Consider the following 21,515-nt stretch of genomic DNA (forward strand, 5'->3'; position numbering starts at 1 on the left):
GCCTGTTTACCTCGTTGGTATAAAGGCGTGAGTGGTTCTGCTTTCTCAAGTACTCTTTCGTCGATAATCCAAGGCACGTGCAGATTTTCTTGCGACCCAGCGTGACGGTGGAGCACCCAACGAGCTTGCACGACGCTGCATTGAAGAATTTGGAGCCTGACATGCGACTTTCTTCAAAAACCAGTCTAATCCTTCAATGGGAAAGTGAAAGGTATGGTGCTTGCAGATGGTCACAAACAGGAACGATCTTTCTGATCTCTCGGTATTTCTGCTGATTGTGAGATATCGGAGTTTCCGAAAAGCTGCCGATCAACTGGATTTATCCGTATCTGCACTTAGTCATCGAATGAAGGCGCTTGAAGCGCGTCTTGGAGTAAGATTGCTTAACCGGACCAGTCGGAGCGTTGCTCCGACTGCGGCAGGTGCGGTATTGGCCGATAAAGTTGCCGCCGGCCTTGATATTATTAACGGCGGTATCGAAGAACTGCAGGGACAATTCAGTGGCATCGCGGGGAGCGTGCGCATTAACGTGCTCAAGGACGCTGTTCCGCTGTTGCTTCAATCTGTCTTGCCCGTTTTCCGTGAACGTTATCCAAACATTGAGCTGGAAATTGCCGCTGATGATAACTTTCTTGATGTTACAGCGGAAGGTTTTGATGCTGGGCTCAGATATGCTGGCTCTATCCCCGAGGATATGATCGCGGTTGCGATCAGTGAACCGTTAAATTGGGTTGCGGTGGCCTCCCCAGCCTATCTGACGCGTGCTGGACATCCCAAACATCCGGCTGAGCTAATGAGCCACAACTGCATCAGGATAAGAACGGGGCGAGGTCAGATTTTTCACTGGGAATTTGATCGCGGGGACGAGAGTTTACAGATTGATGTTCCTGGCTCGCTGATTTCCGGTTCAACAGATGTCTCTATGGCTGCTGCTCTGTCCGGGACCGGCATTGCGTATTGTCTGGAAAAACTGGTTGAACCATATGTGAAAACGGCACAGCTACAAATAATTCTGCCCGAATGGGCCTCTCTTGGTCCTCCACTGGCCTTCTATTATTCCAGCCGCCGCCAGTTGCCCTATGGCCTTCAGATGTTGATCAAAACAATTCGGGAATTACGCCCGATTGATCGTTGAGATAAACTAAATGATCCATTGAATTGACCATGATTGATTCAACCATCAGCGCCCCGTACTTATGCTGATGGAAGATGGGCAAGCAAGCGCATATGAATTCGTATGGAGACGACATGTATATTCCCAATGCAGACCGATATGAAGGTGTCGACTATCGCCGCACTGGCCGTTCGGGCCTGAGGTTGCCGCCGATCTCACTTGGTCTGTGGCAGAATTTTGGAGGCGCTGATGTATTTGAAACAGGCCGCGCCATTATTCGCCGGGCTTTTGATCGCGGTGTTACGCATTTTGACCTCGCCAATAATTATGGCCCTCCATATGGATCAGCAGAAGAGAACTTCGGCAACGTTCTGAAGAAAGATTTCCGCGATCACCGCGACGAACTGGTAATTTCTACGAAAGCCGGTTGGGATATGTGGTCCGGGCCTTATGGTCGGGGTGGTTCTCGCAAGCATGTGCTGGCTTCCCTTGATCAGAGCCTTCGGCGCATGGGGCTGGATTATGTTGATATTTTCTATTCGCATCGCCCAACCAACGACGTGCCACTTGAGGAAACTGTTGGCGCCCTTGTTCAGATGGTTCGCCAGGGCAAAGCGCTTTATATTGGTGTTTCTTCTTACAATCCGGAACGTACGCGTGAAACTGAAGCTCTTTTGCGGGCCGAAGGCATCCCGCTATTGATCCATCAGCCATCCTATTCGATGCTCAATCGCTGGATTGAGGAAGAACTTCTTGGAACACTGGATGCGTTAGGCGCGGGTTGTATTGCGTTCTCACCACTGGCGCAGGGGCTTCTGACCTCGAAATATCTTGGCGACGTACCAAAAGACGCGCGTGTTGCCAGAGGTGGCTCTTTCAACGAGCGACTGCTTAGTGAAGATAACCTTGCACGCGTTCGTGCGCTTGATGCGATTGCAAAGAAGCGTGGCCAGTCACTGGCTCAGATGGCGATCGCCTGGGTCTTGCGCGACCCTCGTATAACGTCTGCGCTCATCGGTGCACGCACAGTTGAGCAGCTTGATGATTCCCTCGATGCACTCAAAAACCTGAGTTTCAGCAAAGAAGAGCTTAAGGAAATCGATAGCCATGCTGGCGAGGGTAGCGTCGACCTCTGGCGCAATGTGATGCAGCAGAACTAAACGGTTTTAGAACCAGGAAGTGCTCAGGCAAATGAATAGCGCGCCGATCCTTTTCAATTGGGCCGGTGCACTAATTTCTTGCCCCTAGATAGGATCGTTCAAAGAGGCATTTTTTGTTTTCAGTGCCTGCCGAAGTCGGTGTAAATATCGGCGCGCGTTTGCGGCACTGCTGAGATCCCGCGCCTACGTTTTGAGGCCAGGGTCTGATTGATTTGAACTGTCCCTCGTTCAAACGCCAATGCACAGCCCGCCAGATAAAGCACCCAAAGGCGTGCCTTTGGATAGCCAATTTCCTCGATGGCCTTGTCGAAATTTGCATAGAGCCGTTCACACCATAAACGGCACGTCCGGCCATAATGTTCGCGCAGATTCTCTACATCATGAACTTCAAAGCCGTGACCTTCGAGATTTTCAACGGTCATGCCGAGATGATCCAATTCTCCGCCTGGGAAAATATACTTCACCAATGCGAGATGTTCGGCACTTTTACGATTAAAGGCTTTCTTGCTTTTCTTCATGCGACGGGTGATCGCGTGATGCATATAAAGACCGCCGGGACGCAAAAGCCGGTTCACTGCAGTGAAATAGCCATCGTAATTTTCGATGCCTACGTGTTCGAACATTCCCACCGACGATATCTTATCAAACTGGCCGTCCAGCTCAGTGTAAGATTTGATGTGGATCGTGATCTTATCTTCAAGACCCGCCGCTTTGATCCGCTCTCGTGCAAGCGCTGTCTGCGCTTCGGACAGGGAAACACCCGTGCCGGTGACACCAAAATTCTGTGCCGCATAAATCAGCAGGGCCCCCCAGCCACAGCCGATATCCAGAAGACGATCTCCAGGTTGAAGTCGGAGCTTTCGGCAAATCAGCTCAAGTTTGTCTGTCTGTGCCTGATCAATGTCATTTTCCCAGTTTGTGAAATAGCCACATGTATAGACCATGCGCTCATCGAGAAACAGCTTATAGAATTCATTCGACACATCGTAATGATGCGTGATTGCTTCTTTGTTCGATCCACTGACAAAAGGGGCTTTGCCATCGACGGCGGCCCGCGCTGCAGATTTGCCCGCGAACACAAGTGCTGGAAGATCCTTCAATAACTGCCATTTTGGCAGTTCTTTAAGTCTTTCCTTGAGTTTGCCATCTATTTTGGCGTTTGCCAGATCGAAGATCGTACCATTTTTGATGTCGACCCGACCGGATACCCAGATATCGATCAATGAATCATAATTCGGTTTGAGTATGAGCTGTCGAACAATTGTGGGATCATTGATTACAAGCGAGGCACCCTCGAAATTTCCTATTCGCGTGCCGTCCCAAAGTTCGACGTTGAATTGCGGGCGAAGTGTTTCAATAACCGTCCGTATGATACGCACTGACTTGGTTTCTGCAGTCATTCAACGCCCCTCGATGTTTCACAGGCATACGCTCTTCAAACAAGCTTAGCCTAAAGCGTTTATCGAGTGAATGGCCATAAAATTCTATGACTTACCCTCAAATTCTTGTGTTTTCACGTCGAACTCGTACACGGACAAACAAACCAGGCTCGCCTCAATTTTCGCGAGCTGGTTCATTAATTTCTCATATTATCCGAGCTCGACTGCGTCTGACCTTCGCCACTCAGCATTGTGATCCGGGTTTGTACGATCTGTTGAATGAAGTTTCGCGCTGATGGTGCACTCTCTTCCGCTCGAAACAGAACGGCAATTTCAGAGGTAATCGGCTTTCCGGCTATGGAACGAAACTCAATATTGGGAAGCCTGACAACGTTTCTTACAGAACTCGGAATGACTGACACGCCTGCACCGAGTGAAACCTGTGTGAGAACAGAAAGAAGGCTGCCAGGTTTTGCCACAACGTCCAACGGAAAGCGACCCCGACGGGCGACTTCATAGGTGCCAAGCTCTTGTTCTGGCATTATAAATCTGAGTCCTGCAAGTTCACGCGGTGGCAACGGTGCTTCCTGTTTCGCTTTGGGATGGCCGCAATAAAAAGCGATACAAAATACGTCTTTGAGAAGTGTATGTGATCGAAGTGAGGAGGGATAAATCATTGGCAGTCGCACAAAACCCAGATCGAGCTGCCCCTCTTCGATTAATTTTGGCAAGTCCTCCATAGGATATTCGCGCGCGCGAATGTCGACACCCGGCCATTGATCCGTGAACTGAGAGATTTGCTCTTGCAGGACGCCAGCATAGGCAGCAGACCCGACGTAACCTATCTCAATCCGCCCTATTTCACCCCGTCCGGCTCGCCGTCCAGCACTTTCCGCCTTTGCGTATTGATCTAGGACGAGACGAGCTTCATCAAGAAAAACCTTGCCCGCTGATGTCAGCATGACTGAGCGCTTGGTCCGCGTGAATAAACGCGCAGAAAGAACGCGTTCGATTTCCTGGATCTGGACAGTCAGGGTCGGAGCAGCAATGTTCAAACGCTCAGCTGCGCGAGCAAAATGCAATTCTTCGGCGACGGTAATGAAATAACGAAGGTGCCGAAGTTCCATTTGTAGTTCCCTCAATAATTAGCTTTTACCTAATAAATAGAAAAAACAGCAAGAATGAAACAAATTATGAAACCAGCTTAGGTAACACAGAAATTTTAGAAAGCGTTTCCAATGTCATCACGCATCGTTTTAGCCGTGCCTACCACAATTGACGGAACTGGTGTGGGCGCAATCGGTGTCTTGGCAGATACATCGGACCATGATGAACAGATAGCGAAGGCCGGCGTTGCCGCGTTAAGAAAATGACCTTGGACATTGCAGTTGCTCGTCGACAAGCGAATACATCCCTCACGCTTCTGACCGCCTCTATCGGCTGCGCCATGACAGTGTTGGATACGAATGTCGTTGCTGTGGTCCTACCAACAATAGCGCGTGATTTCGGTGCGTCTTTCGCCGAAGTTGAATGGGTCATCAGTACCTATGTGTTGTGTTTTGCGTCCTTGCTTCTGCCTGCAGGAGCAATTGCTGATCGCTTTGGCCGCCGTTTGGTCTTTTTGATTGGCATTGGAGCATTTGCATTGTCCTCTTGGCTATGTGGTGCTGCTCCTTCAGCAGCAGCGCTTTATCTGGCACGTGCGGCGCAGGGCATGAGTGCGGCCTTTATGCTGGCACCCGCACTTGCCATTATCGGGCATACCTTCCACCGGGAAGAGGAACGAAATCGCGCCTGGGCGATGTGGGGCGCAATCATGGGCCTCACGATGGTTCTGTCACCAATTCTGGGCGGATTGATCGCCTACGCCTTGGGATGGCGGTGGGCTTTTTACATCAATGTGCCCATCTGTATCGCGCTCGCACTCGCCGCCCTGCGACTGATCGAAGAATCACGAGACATTAACGCTCGGCGGCTGGACCCTTTTGGTTTCATTACTTTTTCTGCTGCGATGTTTGGAATTACGTGGGGGCTGATCAATGGGCAGGCCCATGGATGGCTATCTTTCGTTGCACTGAGCGGATTTGCGGCGGGTAGTGTGACGCTTGTCATTTTTGTGATCGTCGAGATCGTCCAAAGCCGCCCGATGCTCGACCTGAGCCTGTTTCGTAATCCGCGCTTTGTCGGCGGAGTATGGGCAATGTTTGCCTATGCGGCCTGCGCTCAGGTTATGGCTTCCATGCTGCCGTTATTTCTTCAGAACGGTCTTGGGCGAACAGCTTTGCAAGCGGGCTTTGCTATGTTTCCATTCGCCATTGCAATGCTGATTTTCCCCAATGTCGGTCGTCTTCTCAGCAAGTGGTTTGGTTCCAGAGAAATCCTTTCACTCGGTCTTCTGATTGTCGGTATGGGAAGCTTATTGACTGCCTGGGGTGCCAGGGATGGAGCGTGGTCCACTGTGATGTGCGGCATGCTGGTTCTTGGCAGCGGCGGCGGTCTTCTCAATGGTGAAACGCAAAAAGCAATTATGTCGGTGGTTCCAAGGGAAAGAGCTGGTATGGCATCGGGCATTAGTACCACATCCCGGTTCTCAGGAATTCTCTTAGGGTTTGCAGTGTTGAGCGGTATACTTGCAAGTGTCGTACGAGGTGCGCTTATTCAGATTGATTGTGCGGACCCGACTTGCACACCCGCTTTTGCAGAGGCGATTGTAGCGGGTGATTTGCCAGCCGCGCTTTCTGGAATTGCGCCTTCCGCACGCGATGCAGCGACCATCATCGCCATGAAAGGATACTCGACGGGCTTTTCAGCGGCACTCACTGTTTCGGCAATCACGGCGATAGTGTCGGCTCTGCTGGTTTATGCCCTTATGCGCCGCGAAAGGCGTGCGTAGCTGCCCCGGGCGATACCGCACAAATGATTGAAAGCCGGTCTTGCTGGCTGTAAGGAATGCGGAAATACGGGGGATACTGGGTTTGGCTGTTGCGGGGAGAGACGACCGAACGTCTCTTCCCTCACACGCCCGACCTGCAGCGGCGGGCGTGTGAGGGCATTGTCCGCCAAAAGCGGTCCGCTTTCTGCAAGAGGGATCGACACCGACAAGCCGAGACAGGCTTTGCCTGGGAGCTATGGCGCGCACGCGATGAAGTGTGACCGAAAGCGATCGAGCCGAATGTTGTGATAGGCCTATTCACCCATCACGGTTCGCCCGGACTGAATTGCCGCGACAGCTTCCATGTGAAACTATGCTGTAGTGCGCCGTTGGTCGTTCCAATCTGGGTGCTGTAGTCGAGGCCAAGGGACCAGTTTCTGCCAATCTGATTGTCAACTCCCGCCCCTGTTTTGAAGCTGTCACGGTATGATGCGTCGACTTCAATTGCATAAGGCATAAAGCCGCCGATATCCGCATAACCTATTCTTGCCTGACTGGCGCCAGCAAAATCGTGCGAATATTCCAGGCGTCCACGCAGTTTCAGTACCCCCCAATCCATTGGAACAGAATATTCGGAACGAATGCCGATCGTTGTAGAGAGGAGATCCACGGTCTGCTTGTCGAATGCGAGATTGAAGATGCCTGCGCCTGTTTCATCAAACGCGTCCAGTCTTGTATGTGCCACATCGAGACGCGCGTAAGGAGAGAGCAGCCACGCGTCATTGCGATGCTCGTATCCCAACGTAACGGACCCGAAGACTTGCTTGCCGAGACGCTGGCCGCTTGCGGTTTCACCCGTTGCGGTAACATAGCGATTGCTGTCGAATTGCAGCCAGCCATAACCCAGCACCCCGTCAAGAAACATGTTTTGGTACGGACGGAAGCTGCCGTAAAGCGCAGTGCTGAACATATCGCCGTCGTTTCGTGTGCCTCGTTCTCCTATGTCAGTAACGACACGCCCATATCCAAAGCCGATTCCGCCCGTGAATGACGGCGAAAAGCGATAATCGATGCCGCCGCTTATGCTAGTGCCGGAATTCTTCTGCTTTGCGCCGTTATCATCGTCATTTTTACCGTAAACCAGCGCGCCATTCGTCCACACTGAAAAACGACGCTGAAACGACGAACAAGTGTCGTTCAAGCCAGCATTCCGCAATTTGCCGAGAACATTTAAGTCCGGATGCAATTGCTGGCCATCAAGGCTTAAATTGATTCCAACAGAGTTCGCGCGGCATTCACCTTCACTGTGCAATTGTTCCAGCCGTTGATTGAAGTTCTTCAATTGCGTTTTGGCCAATTGGTTCGCAGTATCAACCTGTGCGCGCACAAGTCCAATGACTTCCTCGTCCTTGGATGGATCCGGACGTGCAACCACATCAATCGTTACATCTGCCGGGGCAGACACCCCACGGGCGTTTGCAAGCGAATAGGTCAATTTCGTGCCACCGGAGAACGTTGCTGAAGCAGCGAAATAAAGGAAATACGCTTTTCCTTCACGTTTGATCCAGGTGTGACCTGCAGACCGTTCTGGCGTGGTTATAATTCGTGCATCGGTGAAAGGCCCTTCGGTTGCTCCCTGCGTCAGATCCAGGGACGCCGTGGTACCTGCCATCACCCTCATTGAATGGGATTGCGCAACTGGTAATGCTTCCGCGACAACCAGTGTATAAGTCTTCTCGCCCTTGTAGCCTTCACTGTCGGTCGCGGTCACGGTCACGTCGAAGCTACCTGCTTTTATGGGCATGCCTGTGATCTTGTCTCCGGTGCGGCTCAAGCCCTCTGGCAGGCCGCTGGCCTCAAAGGTGTAAGGCGCCGTGCCGCCACTGGCGGATAAGGTGGTCTCGGTATAGGCGAGATTGACCTTGCCAGCCGGAAGCGTTTCCGGCGCAATGGCAATGGGAGGTAAGACAAATACGGTGTAATATACATGGTCGTCCACGAAAACTCCGGTATTCGTACAAGTAAAATTATATTTACCCTCCTTTTCTGGCGTTCCATTAACATATAAAGTCCTATAATTATTTGTATAATACCTTATTCCAGGAATATTATCTCCATTACTGCAAGTCCATTGAGGGGATGCACCGAGTGTGTTAGGAAAACTTAACTCACGATTTTCATGCACTCCAACCATGAGATTTAAGCTCTTTTCAAATTTCTCCGCATAAGCATTTCCATTAAAGAATAATGATAATAATATTATTATAATTATAGAGTAAATTACATCTAATATATAACAATATGATGAATGGTAATTTCTTTTTATTAAAAAATAATCTGAAAACAAATTTATTCTGTACAATAGAAGAATCCCTATAATAATATATAATACTAAATAGAAACGAAAAATTATTCATTATATTGTTATTTAATAAATTTAGATATCCATGGTATATCTTCGATAAAAATGCATTAATAAGTTTTTATCCTATATGTACCAAATAATTTTTTTTTATAACTCCAATAAATTGGATAAGCCCTACACGTGTCCGATTGGGTAAATGGCATAGACAGAAGGACTTAAGCACAGCCTATGTCCATCGACATACTAAGAGCCTGAATCAAAAGACGGCATGTGTGTGAAAATGCGTGCTGTCACATTGTTTAATGTAGACGCGTGCTGAAGTGTGCGAGTGGATTTTAAGCAAGCTTATGCGCGACGGTGTTCCATTCTGCGATAGCGTTTTTGCGATGCGCTCTGATCAGCCCCGCTGAACCGTTGGAACTTGCTTGAACAAAATGGTTTCGGATAGCTGAGAAGATGGTTCTGTTGCAATGTGCCTCTGAGTGCGCAAATTTGATTAGGCGATCAGCATGGCGGATATTATCACGGCCAGCAGCGATAAAGCTGCGTTAACAGGCCGGACATATGACTGCACCGCCCCATGGAGCACATACGCAAAAGTACCTCGCAATCAGGGCCGTTCCACATATGTAATAGAGCCGTCTAACAATCTGGTGTTTCGGCCAATGGTTTTTGGCATTGGTCGAGGTGCCGCACTGGACACCTCGTACCCCTTGAGCCAGCTTCAATGATCAGAGGTTCTCTTTGTAGAACGGGATGAGCTTTGCGAGCGCTTGTCCGACCGGCTCCGGCTTGTCGTAGAGGTCATAGTGAGACCAGCCTTCGACGATCACCAGCTCTTTCTTCTTCGAGACCGCACGTTCAACAATCTCACAGCCATCACGATAGGCGCCGAAAGCTCCAACCTGATCGCCGACGACCACGCATAGCGGTTGGGTCAGAAGCACTTCTGCCAGATGGAAGGCGTCCCAACCGACTGCTGCGGCCTGGTGTGACAGAAGCGAACGGTTCAGTCCGTTTGGCTTCTGACCGCGAGGTGTGCGATAATAATCCGTCGCTTCCAAAGCGTCTCGGTCGGTGACACCGGCTGCCCGCGCTTCATCGACAGAATTGGCCAGTAGATTGTCGACATGGAGAGTTCCACCGCGGGCCTCGACAGTCCGCTGTCTGGCCGCCGCTTCCAGTGCGCCGATCGGGTTGAGGCCCGTGAAGTTGCCCCGCATCAGTCGTCCGTAGTTGACGCCGGTGACCGTGCCAACCGCCTTGATGCGCCGTTCGGTCATGGCCGCGTTGATCGAATAGCCGCCGCCTCCACAGATGCCGAGAACGCCGATACGGTCTTCATCGACATAGGGGAGCGTCACGAGATAATCGACGACATGGCGAAAGTCTTCGACAGTCAGCGTCGGATCTTCAATGAATCGGGGCTCGCCACCGCTTGCTCCTTGAAAGCTTCTGTCAAAGGCGATGACGACAAAACCTTCCTTAGCCAGCGCCGCGCCGTAAACATTGCCGGAGGTCTGCTCCTTACAGCTTCCAATCGGGTGCGCACTGATAATGGCCGGATATTTCTTTGACTTATCAAAGTTCGGCGGAAAGTAGATATCAGCGGCGATATCCCAATACATGTCGTAATTGCGGATCTTAACGGTTTCCATGACGCAATCTCCTGTGGTTTCGAGGTTGAGCACACTGTCACTGGCCGATAGGTCGGCTCATTCACATAAATGCGGGCTTGTCGCCATCGGTGTTCGGCTTGTTGATGCCAATGTTGCGGTTGCCGAGCGCATTCGGCACTTCGACCAGCTTCACAACAAGGTCAGCGACGCTCTTGCGTGAAACTTCGGTGCCCTTGAAGGGTTCATTGCGCTCGCTCGTTTCATAGTCGATTTCATTTGCATCGGTCAGCCATGCTGGACGCAGCACGGCATAATCCAGTCCAGAAGCCTCGATGAGATCAGCCGCTTCGCGATAAGGCGGGAGATAATTCCCAATCTCCCGGTTGTTCCATTTGCCGAATCTTCCAGGAACTTCATCGTAAATGCCGAGCGTAGTACAGAAGATCAGCTTGCGAACACTGGTGTCGTGCATGGCTGCAATAATGGCTTGCGCCTGAACATCGACGTTACCGGCCAGATTTGCATAGACGACATCCTGATCGGAAATGGCCTCTTTGAGCTTGACGGCATCGAGAACGTTGCCCTCGACAATGCGGGCATTAGCCGGAACATCGCGGTCCAACTTCGCCGCATCACGTAAGAACAGGGTCAATTCAATGTTGCCGCGATCCGCCAGCATAGCAATCACATGACGGGCGATCTGTCCGCTTGCGCCGAGGATTACAATTTTAGTCATGTTTTGCTCCGTACGCGTTATTCATGAGACCAATATAATGCTATAGACGTTGTCAGGAAACGGGGGCATACTTCAATGACTTTGAAGCTGTATTTCATAATTAGTGTTCATGGATCGTAATATTCTGCCCGCCATCGCCGCCTTTGTCGAAGTCGCACGTGAGGGAAGCTATACCCGTGCCGCAGGCCGGATCGGCATTTCTCCTTCGGGTCTGTCGCAGGCAATTCGGACTCTGGAACAGCAACTCGGAGCCCGTCTTCTCAATCGGTCGACGCGCTCTGTGTCGCTGACCGATGAGGGTAGAAAGTTGCTATCACAAGTTGAGCCTGGCCTTGCTATGATCTCGCATGCTATCGTGGCGGTCGGTGATGCGCGCGAGAAGCCAAGCGGTGAGATCCGGCTGAATGCCCCACGCGTGGTCTCGCAACATTTCATAGAACCACATCTCGGAGAGTTCACTCGCCGGTATCCAGAGGTGCGCGTCGAAATATTCATTGATGATGGGGTGGGTGATATCGTCAGAGAAGGCTGCGACGCGGGTATTCGCCTGCGCGAGAGCGTGACCGACACGATGATTGCAGTACCGATCACGCCACCGGTCTCTCTGGCTGTCGTCGGTTCTCCAGCCTATTTCGCGTCCAATCCTCCGCCGAAGCTGTTTGAGGATCTGGCGCGCCATAATTGCTTGGGCTTTCGCCAATCAAGCAGTGGGGCCATTTTCCGTTGGGAGCTGACCGATCCAAAATCACGTGAAGAGCGACTGTTCCAGCCTGTTGGAACATTTGCAACCAATAACGACGATGTCTTGTTAAACGCTGCGCTTCAGGGGGTTGGCCTGATAATGCATCTCGACTTTGCATTGCATCAATATCTGGCCTCCGGAAACCTGATCAAAGTGATGGAAGATTGGTGTCCACCCTTCGATGGCTTCAACATCTATGTGCCGTCTCGGGACCAGATGCCAGCCAAACTGCGCGCCTTCATTGATTTCCTTGTCGAAAAAAGACGGCAGTTGGAGCAATAGACTTAGCGTGAAATTTGCCTGTTGCCGCAAATGGCCCTGAATTTGACATCCCGTCAAACGTGATTGGCTGTTAAATTTCTGTCATCAAACCATGTTAGCTAACCATTAAAATGGACCTCAGAATCAAGATATACTTTTTGTATCGTGATACGAATCAGTATTTATTATTACATGAATAATTTTATACATATTTATAAAATATATAGTTTGTAAACATAAAATAATTTCATGAAAAATACACATTATATTTATTGATTTAGTTATTTTATATTTTATAAGCCCTCGCGTCACACCTCGCTTATGGAGTCATTTTATGAGGGTTAAGAATTTTCTCTGCGCTTCGGCTGCAGTATTCTCGTTCGCGTCGACTGCACAGGCTGCTGATGCGATCGTTGCACCAGAGCCAGAAGCCGTAGAATATGTCCGCGTTTGCGACGCTTACGGCGCAGGCTATTTCTACATCCCAGGCACCGAAACCTGCCTGCGTATTCACGGCTATCTTCGTTATGACGTTAAAGGGGGCGATAACGTCTACGCCAAGCGTTTGTCGCAGCTGGAACGCGACACCTATGACATGAAGTCTCGCTTTGAGCTTCGTTTTTCTACTGCGTCCGAGACGGATCTGGGCACACTTAAGACCTATGCCGACGCACGCTATGATTGGAACAACGGTGAAAATGGCGCAAGCGGCCAGCTCCGCTTCGCCTATATCGAACTTGGCGGCCTTCGTCTTGGTCTCGATGAATCGAAGTTCGTAACCTTTACCGGCTACCTCGGCGATGTCATGAACGACGACGTCATTCTTGCCGGCGGCACACGTACCAACGCCATCAGCTACAGCTTCAAGGGCGGCAACGGCTTCTCAGCTGTAATTGCTCTCGAACAGGGCGGCAACGGCGACTCGGACGTCAACGTCACAATCGATGACTACACACCGCATGTCGTTGGTGGTTTGAAATTTGCTCAGTCGTGGGGTTCGATCGCCGGTGTTGCAGCTTATGACGCGCTCAACGAAGAGTGGGCTGGTAAGGTTCGCCTCGATGTGAACGTAACCGAACAGTTCTCGGTCTGGGTACAGGGTACATACAAGTCGAACGATGACAACTACACGGTTACACAGCGCTTTGCTGACGGCAGCTGGCGCGGTGTTCGTCGCATCGACAGCTTCTACGGCACCTGGGGTGGCGATTGGGCCGTTTGGGGTGGCGCTAAGTTCAAGGCAACCAAGCAGGCAACGATCAACGTTCAGGCAGCTTATGAAGATGCCGGCCGTTTCGCAGCCACTGCAAACGTAGCTTACACCCTGGTGCCAGGCTTCACTGTAACGCCTGAAATTTCTTACACCAAGTGGTCGGATGATCGTTCGGAACTTAAGGGCGAAAAGGCCTGGCAGGGCATGGTTCGCTTCCAGCGTTCGTTCTAATCTGATCGTTCGTTCAGATTTGATAACCTCCAGTCAGATTTGAAACGACAGGGTAGCGGCTTGAAAAAGCCGCTACTTTTTCTCTGGTCATTCAAGCGATTTTTGGCCGCAAGTCTTTGAGTTATTGCAGAAAACTCCGCAAGCTCTCCAACTCGACAGGGCGAATTTCATGCCCGCCCGGAGCAATCAGTGCCTCAATATGCGCCCCCTGCGCTTGAAACCAGTCGATCAGAGATTGCGAGAGCTTCAGCGGCGAAATCGGATCGGCTTGACCCGCAGTGATGAGGACACGTTTACCGGATAGCGCAGGCTGCGGAGCCGGTGTCCAAGGGATCAGTGGATGCATTAGAGCTGCCCGATCAAACAAACTCGGATCGTTAAACAGCATTGATGCCAGAATATTTGCTCCGTTCGAATATCCGAGTGCATAAATGTCGCGGTCGGGGTTCTGATCGCGGACATCTTTTACAAACTCCAGCATTTTCTGGGTGCGAAAGCCCAGATCGTTCATATCATAGATACCTTCTCCCGTTCGTCGGAAGAAGCGATTGGCACCGAATTCAGAAACATCGCCGCGCGGAGCGACGATGCCTGCATCGGGAAGCATCTGGTCAATCAGGCCGGTGAACTGGTGTTCATCACCGCCCGTTCCATGAAATGCGATGACGACTGGCGAACCGGCCACGCCTTCGCGACGGAAACTCTGATAATCATTTCTGGTCATGATAATCCTCCCTGGGCGGGCACCCCCGGTTGGGCCGGAGGCAACCAATTACTTTTCGGTGAGTGGTATAAGATTGGCTTCGATGCGATCACGATAAGCTTCAAAGCGGCTTGGTAGTTTGAGTGCCTCGCCCAGGTGGGCAGTGTCTTCGTCACGATCAAAACCGGGTTCGTTTGTGGCGATCTCAAACAGCACGCCGCCTGGGGTGCGGAAGTAGATCGCCCAAAAGTAGTCGCGATCGATCACCGGCGTGACGTGATAGCCTGTGTCCATCAACGCTTTGCGTACTTCAAGTTGCGCCGCACGGTCCGGTACGGCAAATGCGATGTGATGGACGGAGCCTGCTCCCTGACGTGCGGCTTGTGCCGAAGGCAGAGCCTCAAGGTCGATCGTATCGGCACCATTGCCATTCGGAATGATGAAGCGGCTGACATTACCTTCGGTTTCAGCGCGCTCGTAACCCATGAATTTAAGAAGTTCGGCACTCGCGTCGATGTCGTGAAGCCGCATGCGTGCACCGCTGAAGCCGCGGATAGCAACATCTTCGGACACGCCATCAACAATCCATGGCGCACGCTTGTCTTCCGCGGTTTCAACGAGTGCAAAACCATCCCCATCCGGGCCGTTAAACCGCAGGCGCTCGACGCCAAACACGCGATCCGCTTCAAGGCCAGATGCGCCTTTTGCGATCAGACGATCTTTCCAGAAGTCAAGCGAACCTTTCGGCACGGCAAAGTCAGTTTCGCCAACTTCACCAACACCGGGGCGACCTCGCACGATGTTCGGGAATGGGAAGTAGGTCATGACCGAGCCAGGCGTGCCGACTTCGTCGCCATAATAGAGGTGATAAACACTTGGCTCGTCGAAGTTCACCGTCTTTTTCACGCGACGCAGACCAAGCGTGTCGGTGAAAAAGCTGTTGTTCTGGCGTGCATCAGCTGCCATCGACGTGACGTGATGAAGACCTTTGATCTGGTTCAACATGATGTTTGCCTTTCTGCGGTATGACCGCTCCACAATCTTGTTGAAGCCAATCTAATGGCGCATATAATTGATAACAATTGACGCGAATATTGCGATTATGTTGCGTCAAATGCAATAATTCGATCCGAATAGAAGCTTAGGTTTGGGACAAATCGTAGTTCTTGCTGGGATGTCTGTCGGTGCTTATGCGTGCTGGAACCGGGGTCTATGGCTTGGAATTAGACTGGGTATCGAGTTTTTCTTCGGCGTCTTAATGATCGCCACAGGGTCCCCGCTGTGCTGGTGGGCAACACGCCGGACGGCATCATGATGATCGCAATTCCCGAATAGAGAATTCGATTGACCATTTCATCTGCCAACGAATAGTCCAATATGGGTATCGGCAGTATTACACCTGCGCGGAAACTGAAATTAGCTGCGTAAGTACTGCAGCTGAACCCGTTTAAAAGGTGGTATCAGGACATGCTGTCAGCATCACTTTTTCAAGCAACCCACGACAGGACTTCTCCAAAATCCGTCAATGATGGCTCACCCCTGAAAGTTGACAGCAAGCCATCGTGAATGATCAAAGCAAATTTGTGTGGCTCTGATGTCGTCAGAGGGAATTTGAGAACTGGAGGAAATAGATGCGTTTGAAGGCTATTGCACTGTGTCTGATGGCAGGATTTTGTACATCAGCTTTCGCACAGGACAGCACACATGTCTTGGAGCAGGCCTTAAAACAAATACCGCAAAAGACACTTTTAAAACCCGAAGGGATGCAGATATTCTTCCTGGACACGCAAGCTTGGCGGGGATTGGAAAAAGCGGGGCCATCAGCTAACGGAATGCAGAGGCTGGCTCTATCGCAACCAATTCGTTCGCTTGAATCGATCGGATATGGGCTGGATGCCTGGTCGAAGAATGCAAAGATCTCGTTCGACGATATCACATATTTCGCTGCTTTTGGTCAGGCCCCGGGTAACGTCACCTATTGGGGACTGCAGAATGAGCAGGCCAGTCAATCTTTGATCAAGGCGCTTAAAGACACTGATTTTGCTGATGTAGACAGTGACGTTTCTGGGCTCATCGCAAATGGCGAAGCCAACAAGCTTGATTTTACGAAAGCGAATGCTGGAAATCCTTGGCGCGGAGCAACCGGCGCAACGAGCTTCGTTTTGCCTCTTGATGCCGCTTTGGTTCAAACCTCGTCTGTAACTGACATAAAGACATTGGCGCAACCCACACCGTCGGTGGCGGAGAGTGAAATCATTGCTACAGCTCTTGACGGACTGAAGAATGCAATTCCGTCTGGGAACAGTCAGATTGTGCAGGCAGCGATTATATCGCCCATTTTTGGTCTGGACGGCGTTGATCCGGCAAAAATATTGCCGTCTTCGCCAGATGATATTGAAGCCGCAAAGCAGAACTTCAAGGACAATGTGGCGGTAAATAGTCGCGGAATTCCTCCCTATTTTGCGGGATTTATCGCCGATGCCCAAATCGATAATGCACCCGCTGTTGTCATTTCACTTTCGTATCCCGAGTGTTCAACAGCTGAGCAGGCAGTCAACGGCGTCCTGGCCGCTTGGAAGGAAACAGCAGCTGGAACGATGGAAAGCGACGTTTCCGGGCAAACCGTCCAAGCAGGTAAACTTTGTGCAGGCGTGGTTAGCATTGTCGCTCCAAAAGCGGAGACCGCTGCAAATCCAATCTTGTCAGACGTGATGAACCGCTATCTGCAGCGCGACTTCACAGCCTTACAAATTGGCTCGTCGCTCTAATCTTAATCCACAATTTTCAAATTTTGGCACAGCCGCTCCCTTTTTGGGTGAGGGCGGTTGTGCATTGCGCGCAAGAAGATACAATAAGTCAAAATTATAAGAGAGGAACCAAATCATTGGCGCAAAAAGCCCGTTCCCAAGAAGCAGCTTCTGATAAGCCAGTCCTTCTCAGCGGTGGAAATCCGCAAATATCAAAAGCTGACGGCAATGAACCTGTGCAGGCTTATATCGCTGCAATGCCCGGTTGGAAACGAGATGTGGGGCAAAAGCTGGACGCCATTATCGAGCATCTGGTGCCAAATGTTTCGAAAAAGGTTCGCTGGAATACTCCATTTTATGGAGTAGGGGACGGTACATCTTTTACTGCGTTCCACTGCATGACGAAGTATATAAAAATAACCTTCTTTAAGGGCGCAGATCTGATACCAATGCCACCCGAACAGTCAAAGCAAGCCAACGTGCGGTATTTTCATATTTATGAATCCGGAGCGTTTGATGAAACACTGTTCGCGGACTGGATTAAACAAGCCTCCGTCTTACCCGGCGAGAAGATTTAACGCCGCTTATATGCTTTTACATACAATGAATCCTTTGTTTCATACGCTTTAAGTTGTTTTTCTATTCCAGTCTGCATCTCCATGTTTGTTGCTGACGATGCGACGCATATATAGGTGAATACTATTATTTGTGTTTTAACTCATAATATTCAATATATAATTCCTGTTTCTATAAACTAATATTAAAAATAATTAACATTTAATAGAAATTGCATCAAACAGATTTTGATATATTAATATTACATTATAACTGTTTTATTAATCATGAGAACCGATATAAATGTATTTTAATATTGATCCCAATAACTTAAATTATGTCACAACCCTTTCGCTTCTTGGTTTATCTCTAATCCTCGCAGGTTGTGATGGACGCGAGGCCAAGCCAATTGCAGCAACGCATCCAGCCGATAACACCTTTGATTGTGCGGGAATTTCACGTGAGTTTGCCGCTAACGAGCGCCAGATACTGGCTACTCTGAAAGAGCGTTCACAGGCTCAGGGTAAGAATATCATTCTGGGGGCCACTGGAGCGGTCCTGTTCTTCCCGGCGCTGTTTTTCATGAATCCCAAATCGCCTGAGAAAGTTGAAATTGATGCCTTGCGTAACCGCAACAGGGTGCTTGAAGATATAGCAAGGATGAAGAGGTGCTCTGCACCAGTTTCCCAACTGACAGATGCCTATAGCAAACTCGATCAACGTGGAGTTCAGCAACCTACGAAGATAAGAGATTGAACGAACATTCAAAGATACCTGTAGCGGATTGCCAATTCGCCACATCCACACAGTTATGCGGTGAAAACCACACAAAGTTCTGACAAATGTAGGATAGTCAAGCGAATAGCGAGTTAGAGCGGGTTCGGGATGCACCCGAGGTAATATATGAGTAATGTAAGTCTTTCATGCAACTTCTTGCTATCAACACACAGTGATGGACGTGTTTTCAGTAAACAATCATTTTGTTTCGGCTCAAAAACATACAAGCAATCTCAGCTTACATATGTGTTTGGGGATAATGTCGTTCTACCATACGGAAGTCGCGATTGGTGCCAATAGTGTTTTAAACCGCTTTCCAATATCTATTGTATAGCCCGATATTTCAGGATTCCCTTTTGACGAAACATCTCGCCCGCCTGACCGTCCTGACCAGTTTTCTACCTCTGATGGCAGCTTGTGTTGCTGTAGGGCCAGATTATCAAAAGCCGAAAGTCATTACACCGAAAAGCTGGAACAGCAATGCCGGTATGAGGGCACCTGTACTGGCGGAATGGTGGAATAATCTGAATGATCCGGTACTTAATCAACTGATTGCCGAGGGTATTTCAGGAAGTTCCGACGTTGCAACCGCCAAGGCCAAAATTCGTCAGGCCCGAGCAAATTTCACTTCTGCTGGAGGCGCGCTTTATCCGCCCCTTAACGGGGAAGGCAATTATACACGCTCCGACAACGATCGATCAACTGTGTCAAACCAGTTTGGTTTTCAATTTAAAACGCAATGGGAGCTTGATCTCTTTGGCGGCAATCGCCGCGGAGTTGAAGCCGCTTACTACAATGTTGAATCGGCGAATGAGCAACTGCGGGCTGCTCTTGTCACTTTGATCGGAGATATTGCCACAAATTACGTGCAACTGCGAGGCGCGCAAGCCGACATTGCCATTGCGCAGCGCAACTCTGCTTCGCAGGAACGCACCGTCACTCTGACGCGCAGCCAGCTTGAAGCCGGTCAAATATCGCAGGTTGATCTGTTAAGCGCACAGACACAGGCTGCTAATACGGAGTCCCAAATACCTGGTCTGCGGATAAGGTATGCAAGCTATCTGAACAATCTTACCGTGCTCACCGGGCGTTCCGCTATCGCGCTCGCCGCCAGTCTCGACAAATCTGCCCCTGTGCCCAATGTACCGAAAAAAATATCGGCCGGGTTGCCCGCCGATGTCTTGTTCAATCGTCCTGACCTGCGCGCAGCTGAGCGCGATTATGCAAGTTCTACAGCAAGTATTGGCCAAAAGCAGGCAGCGCTCTATCCAAGCATCTCACTGACTGGAAATATCAGTACGGGTGGAGCCAGCCTTGGTGATCTCGCCAAACTCTCGACCATTGGCTGGAGTTTCGGACCCATGCTCAGCGTACCAATCTTCAACGGCGGAAAGCTGAATGCGGATGTTGACGCTGCAAAAGCTGCTCGCGATCAGTCATTTATTGCCTATCGAAAGGCAATTCTGACTGCATTAAGCGAAGTGGAAAATGCGAGCGTCTCGCTCAACCAGAATCGTGTACGTGCCACTCAGCTACAAAAAATTGTCATAAACAGTCGCAAAATAAATGAGCTCACCCTTGAGCAATTCAAAGCCGGCAATAAGAGCTTCATCGAAGTATTAAACGCTCAAAGAGACGTTTTGAATTCTGAAACAAACCTCAATCAGGTTCGCACAGATCTCGTGGTCAATTACATCGCTCTACAAAAAGCTTTAGGTGGTGGCTGGAGTGGCCAAATTGACGTGAATAAACCAGAAGTCGTAGACGGCTACACTGGTCCGCATATCGTTAAATCATTCGTACCGGCTTCGCCGGCAATCAGCGCGAGGCGTCCATGAAACCTAAGTCCAAACGTCGTTTTAGATGGCGCCTTTGGCTGGCTATCCTGATTGCGATGCTGATCGTTGGCTATCTGGTAATTCGGCAATCAACGCAGCAAACTCCATTACCAGCAACCTCAATTGTTCACCGCGGAAACCTGGAAAGCTCTGTTCTCGCGACCGGTGTCCTGAAGCCCAAGAGCCTTGTTGCTATTGGTGCTCAAGCAACTGGTCGAATCCTATCGCTGAAAGTCAAAGCGGGACAACGCGTCAAGAAGGACGACATTGTCGCTCTCATTGACTCCACCTCTCAGCAGAACCAATTGCAAAAAGCACGGGCCACATTACGCCAGAATGAGGCGACACGCGACCAGAACCTTGCACAGTTGGAATTAGCCAAGCTGGATCTTGCACGTAACGAGGCGATGATTGGCAAGAACGCAGTTGCCCGTTCAGAATATGACAAAGCCGTCAGCGCCGTCAAAGAGAGGCAAGGGCAACTGGCCTATAGTGAGGCTACCATTGCGGCTGCTCAGGTCGAAGTGAAGATTGCTGAGACCGATCTTGCCTATACACGTATAACCGCGCCAATGGACGGAACAGTGCTTGCGACTGTGGTTCAAGAGGGGCAGACGGTTAACGCAGCCCAATCAGCCCCTACCATCGCTATTCTGGGTCAACTCGATACCATGACAGTCGAAGCCGATATTTCGGAAGCCGATATCACACTGGTTCGAGAAGGATTGCCGCTTTATTTTACGATTTCGGGCCAAAACACCAAGCGCTATGAAGCGAAACTTGAGACGATTGATCCGGCTCCAGACACTATCGTAAATGATAAAAGCTTCGCTGCCACCAGCGCATCCACGTCGGCGACTACCGCGTCGGCTGTCTATTATAAAGGTATTTTCAGCGTCCCAAACGTGGAAGGATTCCTCAAAACCTATATGACTGCTGAGATTCATATTCTCCTGGCCGAAGAAAGAGATATTCTTTTGGCCCCGGTTTCTGCTCTGCGTAGTTCCAGTGAGCCTAATAAGGCGACCGTACGTCTTGTGAACAGTGATGAGTCGATTGTCGAACGAACTGTTGAGATCGGCATTTCCGACAAAATCAATACAGAAATCCGTTCAGGACTGAACGAAGGAGACAGGATCGTAACTGACAATCAAGCTGCCGATCCGAACCTTGATTCAGGCTCGGTAAGCGTGGGATTCTGAT

The 21,515-nt window shown here is 50.2% G+C and carries 17 protein-coding genes; 10 read left to right on the forward strand and 7 right to left on the reverse strand.

The genetic code is table 11. The features are described 5' to 3' along the window. The first annotated feature begins 226 nt into the window (after positions 1-226). Together CEV33_RS20125 and mgrA are read left to right on the forward strand one after the other, a co-directional pair. Complete coding sequence (locus CEV33_RS20125; RefSeq protein WP_094542173.1) at positions 227-1,135, forward strand: LysR family transcriptional regulator; 909 nt, start codon at positions 227-229, stop codon at positions 1,133-1,135. Positions 1,136-1,248: 113 nt separating this feature from the next. Beyond that, positions 1,249-2,274, forward strand: coding sequence for an L-glyceraldehyde 3-phosphate reductase (mgrA, locus tag CEV33_RS20130; RefSeq protein ID WP_094542174.1), 1,026 nt, complete (start codon positions 1,249-1,251; stop codon positions 2,272-2,274). 119 nt (positions 2,275-2,393) lie between these two features. Here the strand turns inward: mgrA and CEV33_RS20135 are convergent, their stop codons facing one another. Then, on the reverse strand, positions 2,394-3,674 hold the full coding sequence (locus CEV33_RS20135) for an SAM-dependent methyltransferase (protein ID WP_094542175.1): 1,281 nt from the start codon (positions 3,672-3,674) through the stop codon (positions 2,394-2,396). A 176-nt stretch (positions 3,675-3,850) separates the two neighbouring features. Then, on the reverse strand, positions 3,851-4,780 hold the full coding sequence (locus tag CEV33_RS20140; protein WP_094542176.1) for a LysR family transcriptional regulator: 930 nt from the start codon (positions 4,778-4,780) through the stop codon (positions 3,851-3,853). A 248-nt stretch (positions 4,781-5,028) separates the two neighbouring features. Here CEV33_RS20140 and CEV33_RS20150 point away from each other — a divergent pair, with 248 nt between their 5' ends. Beyond that, positions 5,029-6,546, forward strand: a complete 1,518-nt coding sequence (locus tag CEV33_RS20150; protein ID WP_374817287.1) for an MFS transporter — start codon at positions 5,029-5,031, stop codon at positions 6,544-6,546. 304 nt (positions 6,547-6,850) lie between these two features. Here the strand turns inward: CEV33_RS20150 and CEV33_RS20155 are convergent, their stop codons facing one another. From CEV33_RS20155 to CEV33_RS20165, 3 genes are all read right to left on the reverse strand, one after another. After that, positions 6,851-8,524 carry an autotransporter domain-containing protein gene (locus CEV33_RS20155; RefSeq protein ID WP_167388194.1) on the reverse strand — a complete coding sequence of 558 codons (1,674 nt, stop codon included), beginning with the start codon at positions 8,522-8,524 and terminating at the stop codon, positions 6,851-6,853. Between the two features lie 1,097 nt (positions 8,525-9,621). Further along, a complete protein-coding gene (locus tag CEV33_RS20160; protein WP_094542179.1) occupies positions 9,622-10,548 on the reverse strand; it encodes an alpha/beta hydrolase in 927 nt (308 codons plus the stop codon). A 61-nt stretch (positions 10,549-10,609) separates the two neighbouring features. Continuing rightward, entirely contained in the window at positions 10,610-11,245 is a 636-nt protein-coding gene (locus tag CEV33_RS20165) for an SDR family oxidoreductase (RefSeq protein ID WP_094542180.1), read from the reverse strand. Positions 11,246-11,354: 109 nt separating this feature from the next. Here CEV33_RS20165 and CEV33_RS20170 point away from each other — a divergent pair, with 109 nt between their 5' ends. Together CEV33_RS20170 and CEV33_RS20175 are read left to right on the forward strand one after the other, a co-directional pair. Next, a complete protein-coding gene (locus tag CEV33_RS20170; RefSeq protein WP_094542181.1) occupies positions 11,355-12,269 on the forward strand; it encodes a LysR family transcriptional regulator in 915 nt (304 codons plus the stop codon). A 313-nt stretch (positions 12,270-12,582) separates the two neighbouring features. Then, the gene (locus CEV33_RS20175; protein ID WP_094542182.1) at positions 12,583-13,692 is read left to right on the forward strand and encodes a porin; all 1,110 of its coding nucleotides are present in this window, start codon (positions 12,583-12,585) and stop codon (positions 13,690-13,692) included. Between the two features lie 121 nt (positions 13,693-13,813). On the opposite strand, the gene CEV33_RS20180 is transcribed toward CEV33_RS20175, so the two are convergent. Next, positions 13,814-14,416 carry an alpha/beta hydrolase gene (locus tag CEV33_RS20180; RefSeq protein ID WP_094542183.1) on the reverse strand — a complete coding sequence of 201 codons (603 nt, stop codon included), beginning with the start codon at positions 14,414-14,416 and terminating at the stop codon, positions 13,814-13,816. 48 nt (positions 14,417-14,464) lie between these two features. After that, positions 14,465-15,400 (reverse strand): VOC family protein, encoded by a 936-nt coding sequence (locus CEV33_RS20185; RefSeq protein ID WP_094542184.1) that lies wholly within the window; start codon positions 15,398-15,400, stop codon positions 14,465-14,467. Between the two features lie 626 nt (positions 15,401-16,026). On the opposite strand from CEV33_RS20185, the gene CEV33_RS20190 reads away from it, so the two are divergent. The 5 genes from CEV33_RS20190 (at position 16,027) to CEV33_RS20210 (ending at position 21,514) form a co-directional block, all read left to right on the forward strand. Next, positions 16,027-17,163, forward strand: coding sequence for a hypothetical protein (locus tag CEV33_RS20190; RefSeq protein WP_094542185.1), 1,137 nt, complete (start codon positions 16,027-16,029; stop codon positions 17,161-17,163). 116 nt (positions 17,164-17,279) lie between these two features. Beyond that, positions 17,280-17,720 carry a DUF1801 domain-containing protein gene (locus CEV33_RS20195; RefSeq protein ID WP_235818470.1) on the forward strand — a complete coding sequence of 147 codons (441 nt, stop codon included), beginning with the start codon at positions 17,280-17,282 and terminating at the stop codon, positions 17,718-17,720. Positions 17,721-18,000: 280 nt separating this feature from the next. Next, complete coding sequence (locus tag CEV33_RS20200; RefSeq protein ID WP_094542186.1) at positions 18,001-18,453, forward strand: hypothetical protein; 453 nt, start codon at positions 18,001-18,003, stop codon at positions 18,451-18,453. 377 nt (positions 18,454-18,830) lie between these two features. After that, positions 18,831-20,312: an efflux transporter outer membrane subunit gene (locus CEV33_RS20205; RefSeq protein ID WP_235818471.1), complete on the forward strand. Its 1,482-nt coding sequence runs from the start codon at positions 18,831-18,833 to the stop codon at positions 20,310-20,312. Continuing rightward, entirely contained in the window at positions 20,309-21,514 is a 1,206-nt protein-coding gene (locus CEV33_RS20210) for an efflux RND transporter periplasmic adaptor subunit (protein WP_094542187.1), read from the forward strand. The genes CEV33_RS20205 and CEV33_RS20210 overlap by 4 nt, the downstream gene beginning before the upstream one ends. Position 21,515 lies beyond the last annotated feature (1 nt).

It is taken from the genome of Brucella grignonensis, from assembly GCF_002252505.1.
GTDB classification, from domain to species: domain Bacteria; phylum Pseudomonadota; class Alphaproteobacteria; order Rhizobiales; family Rhizobiaceae; genus Brucella; species Brucella grignonensis.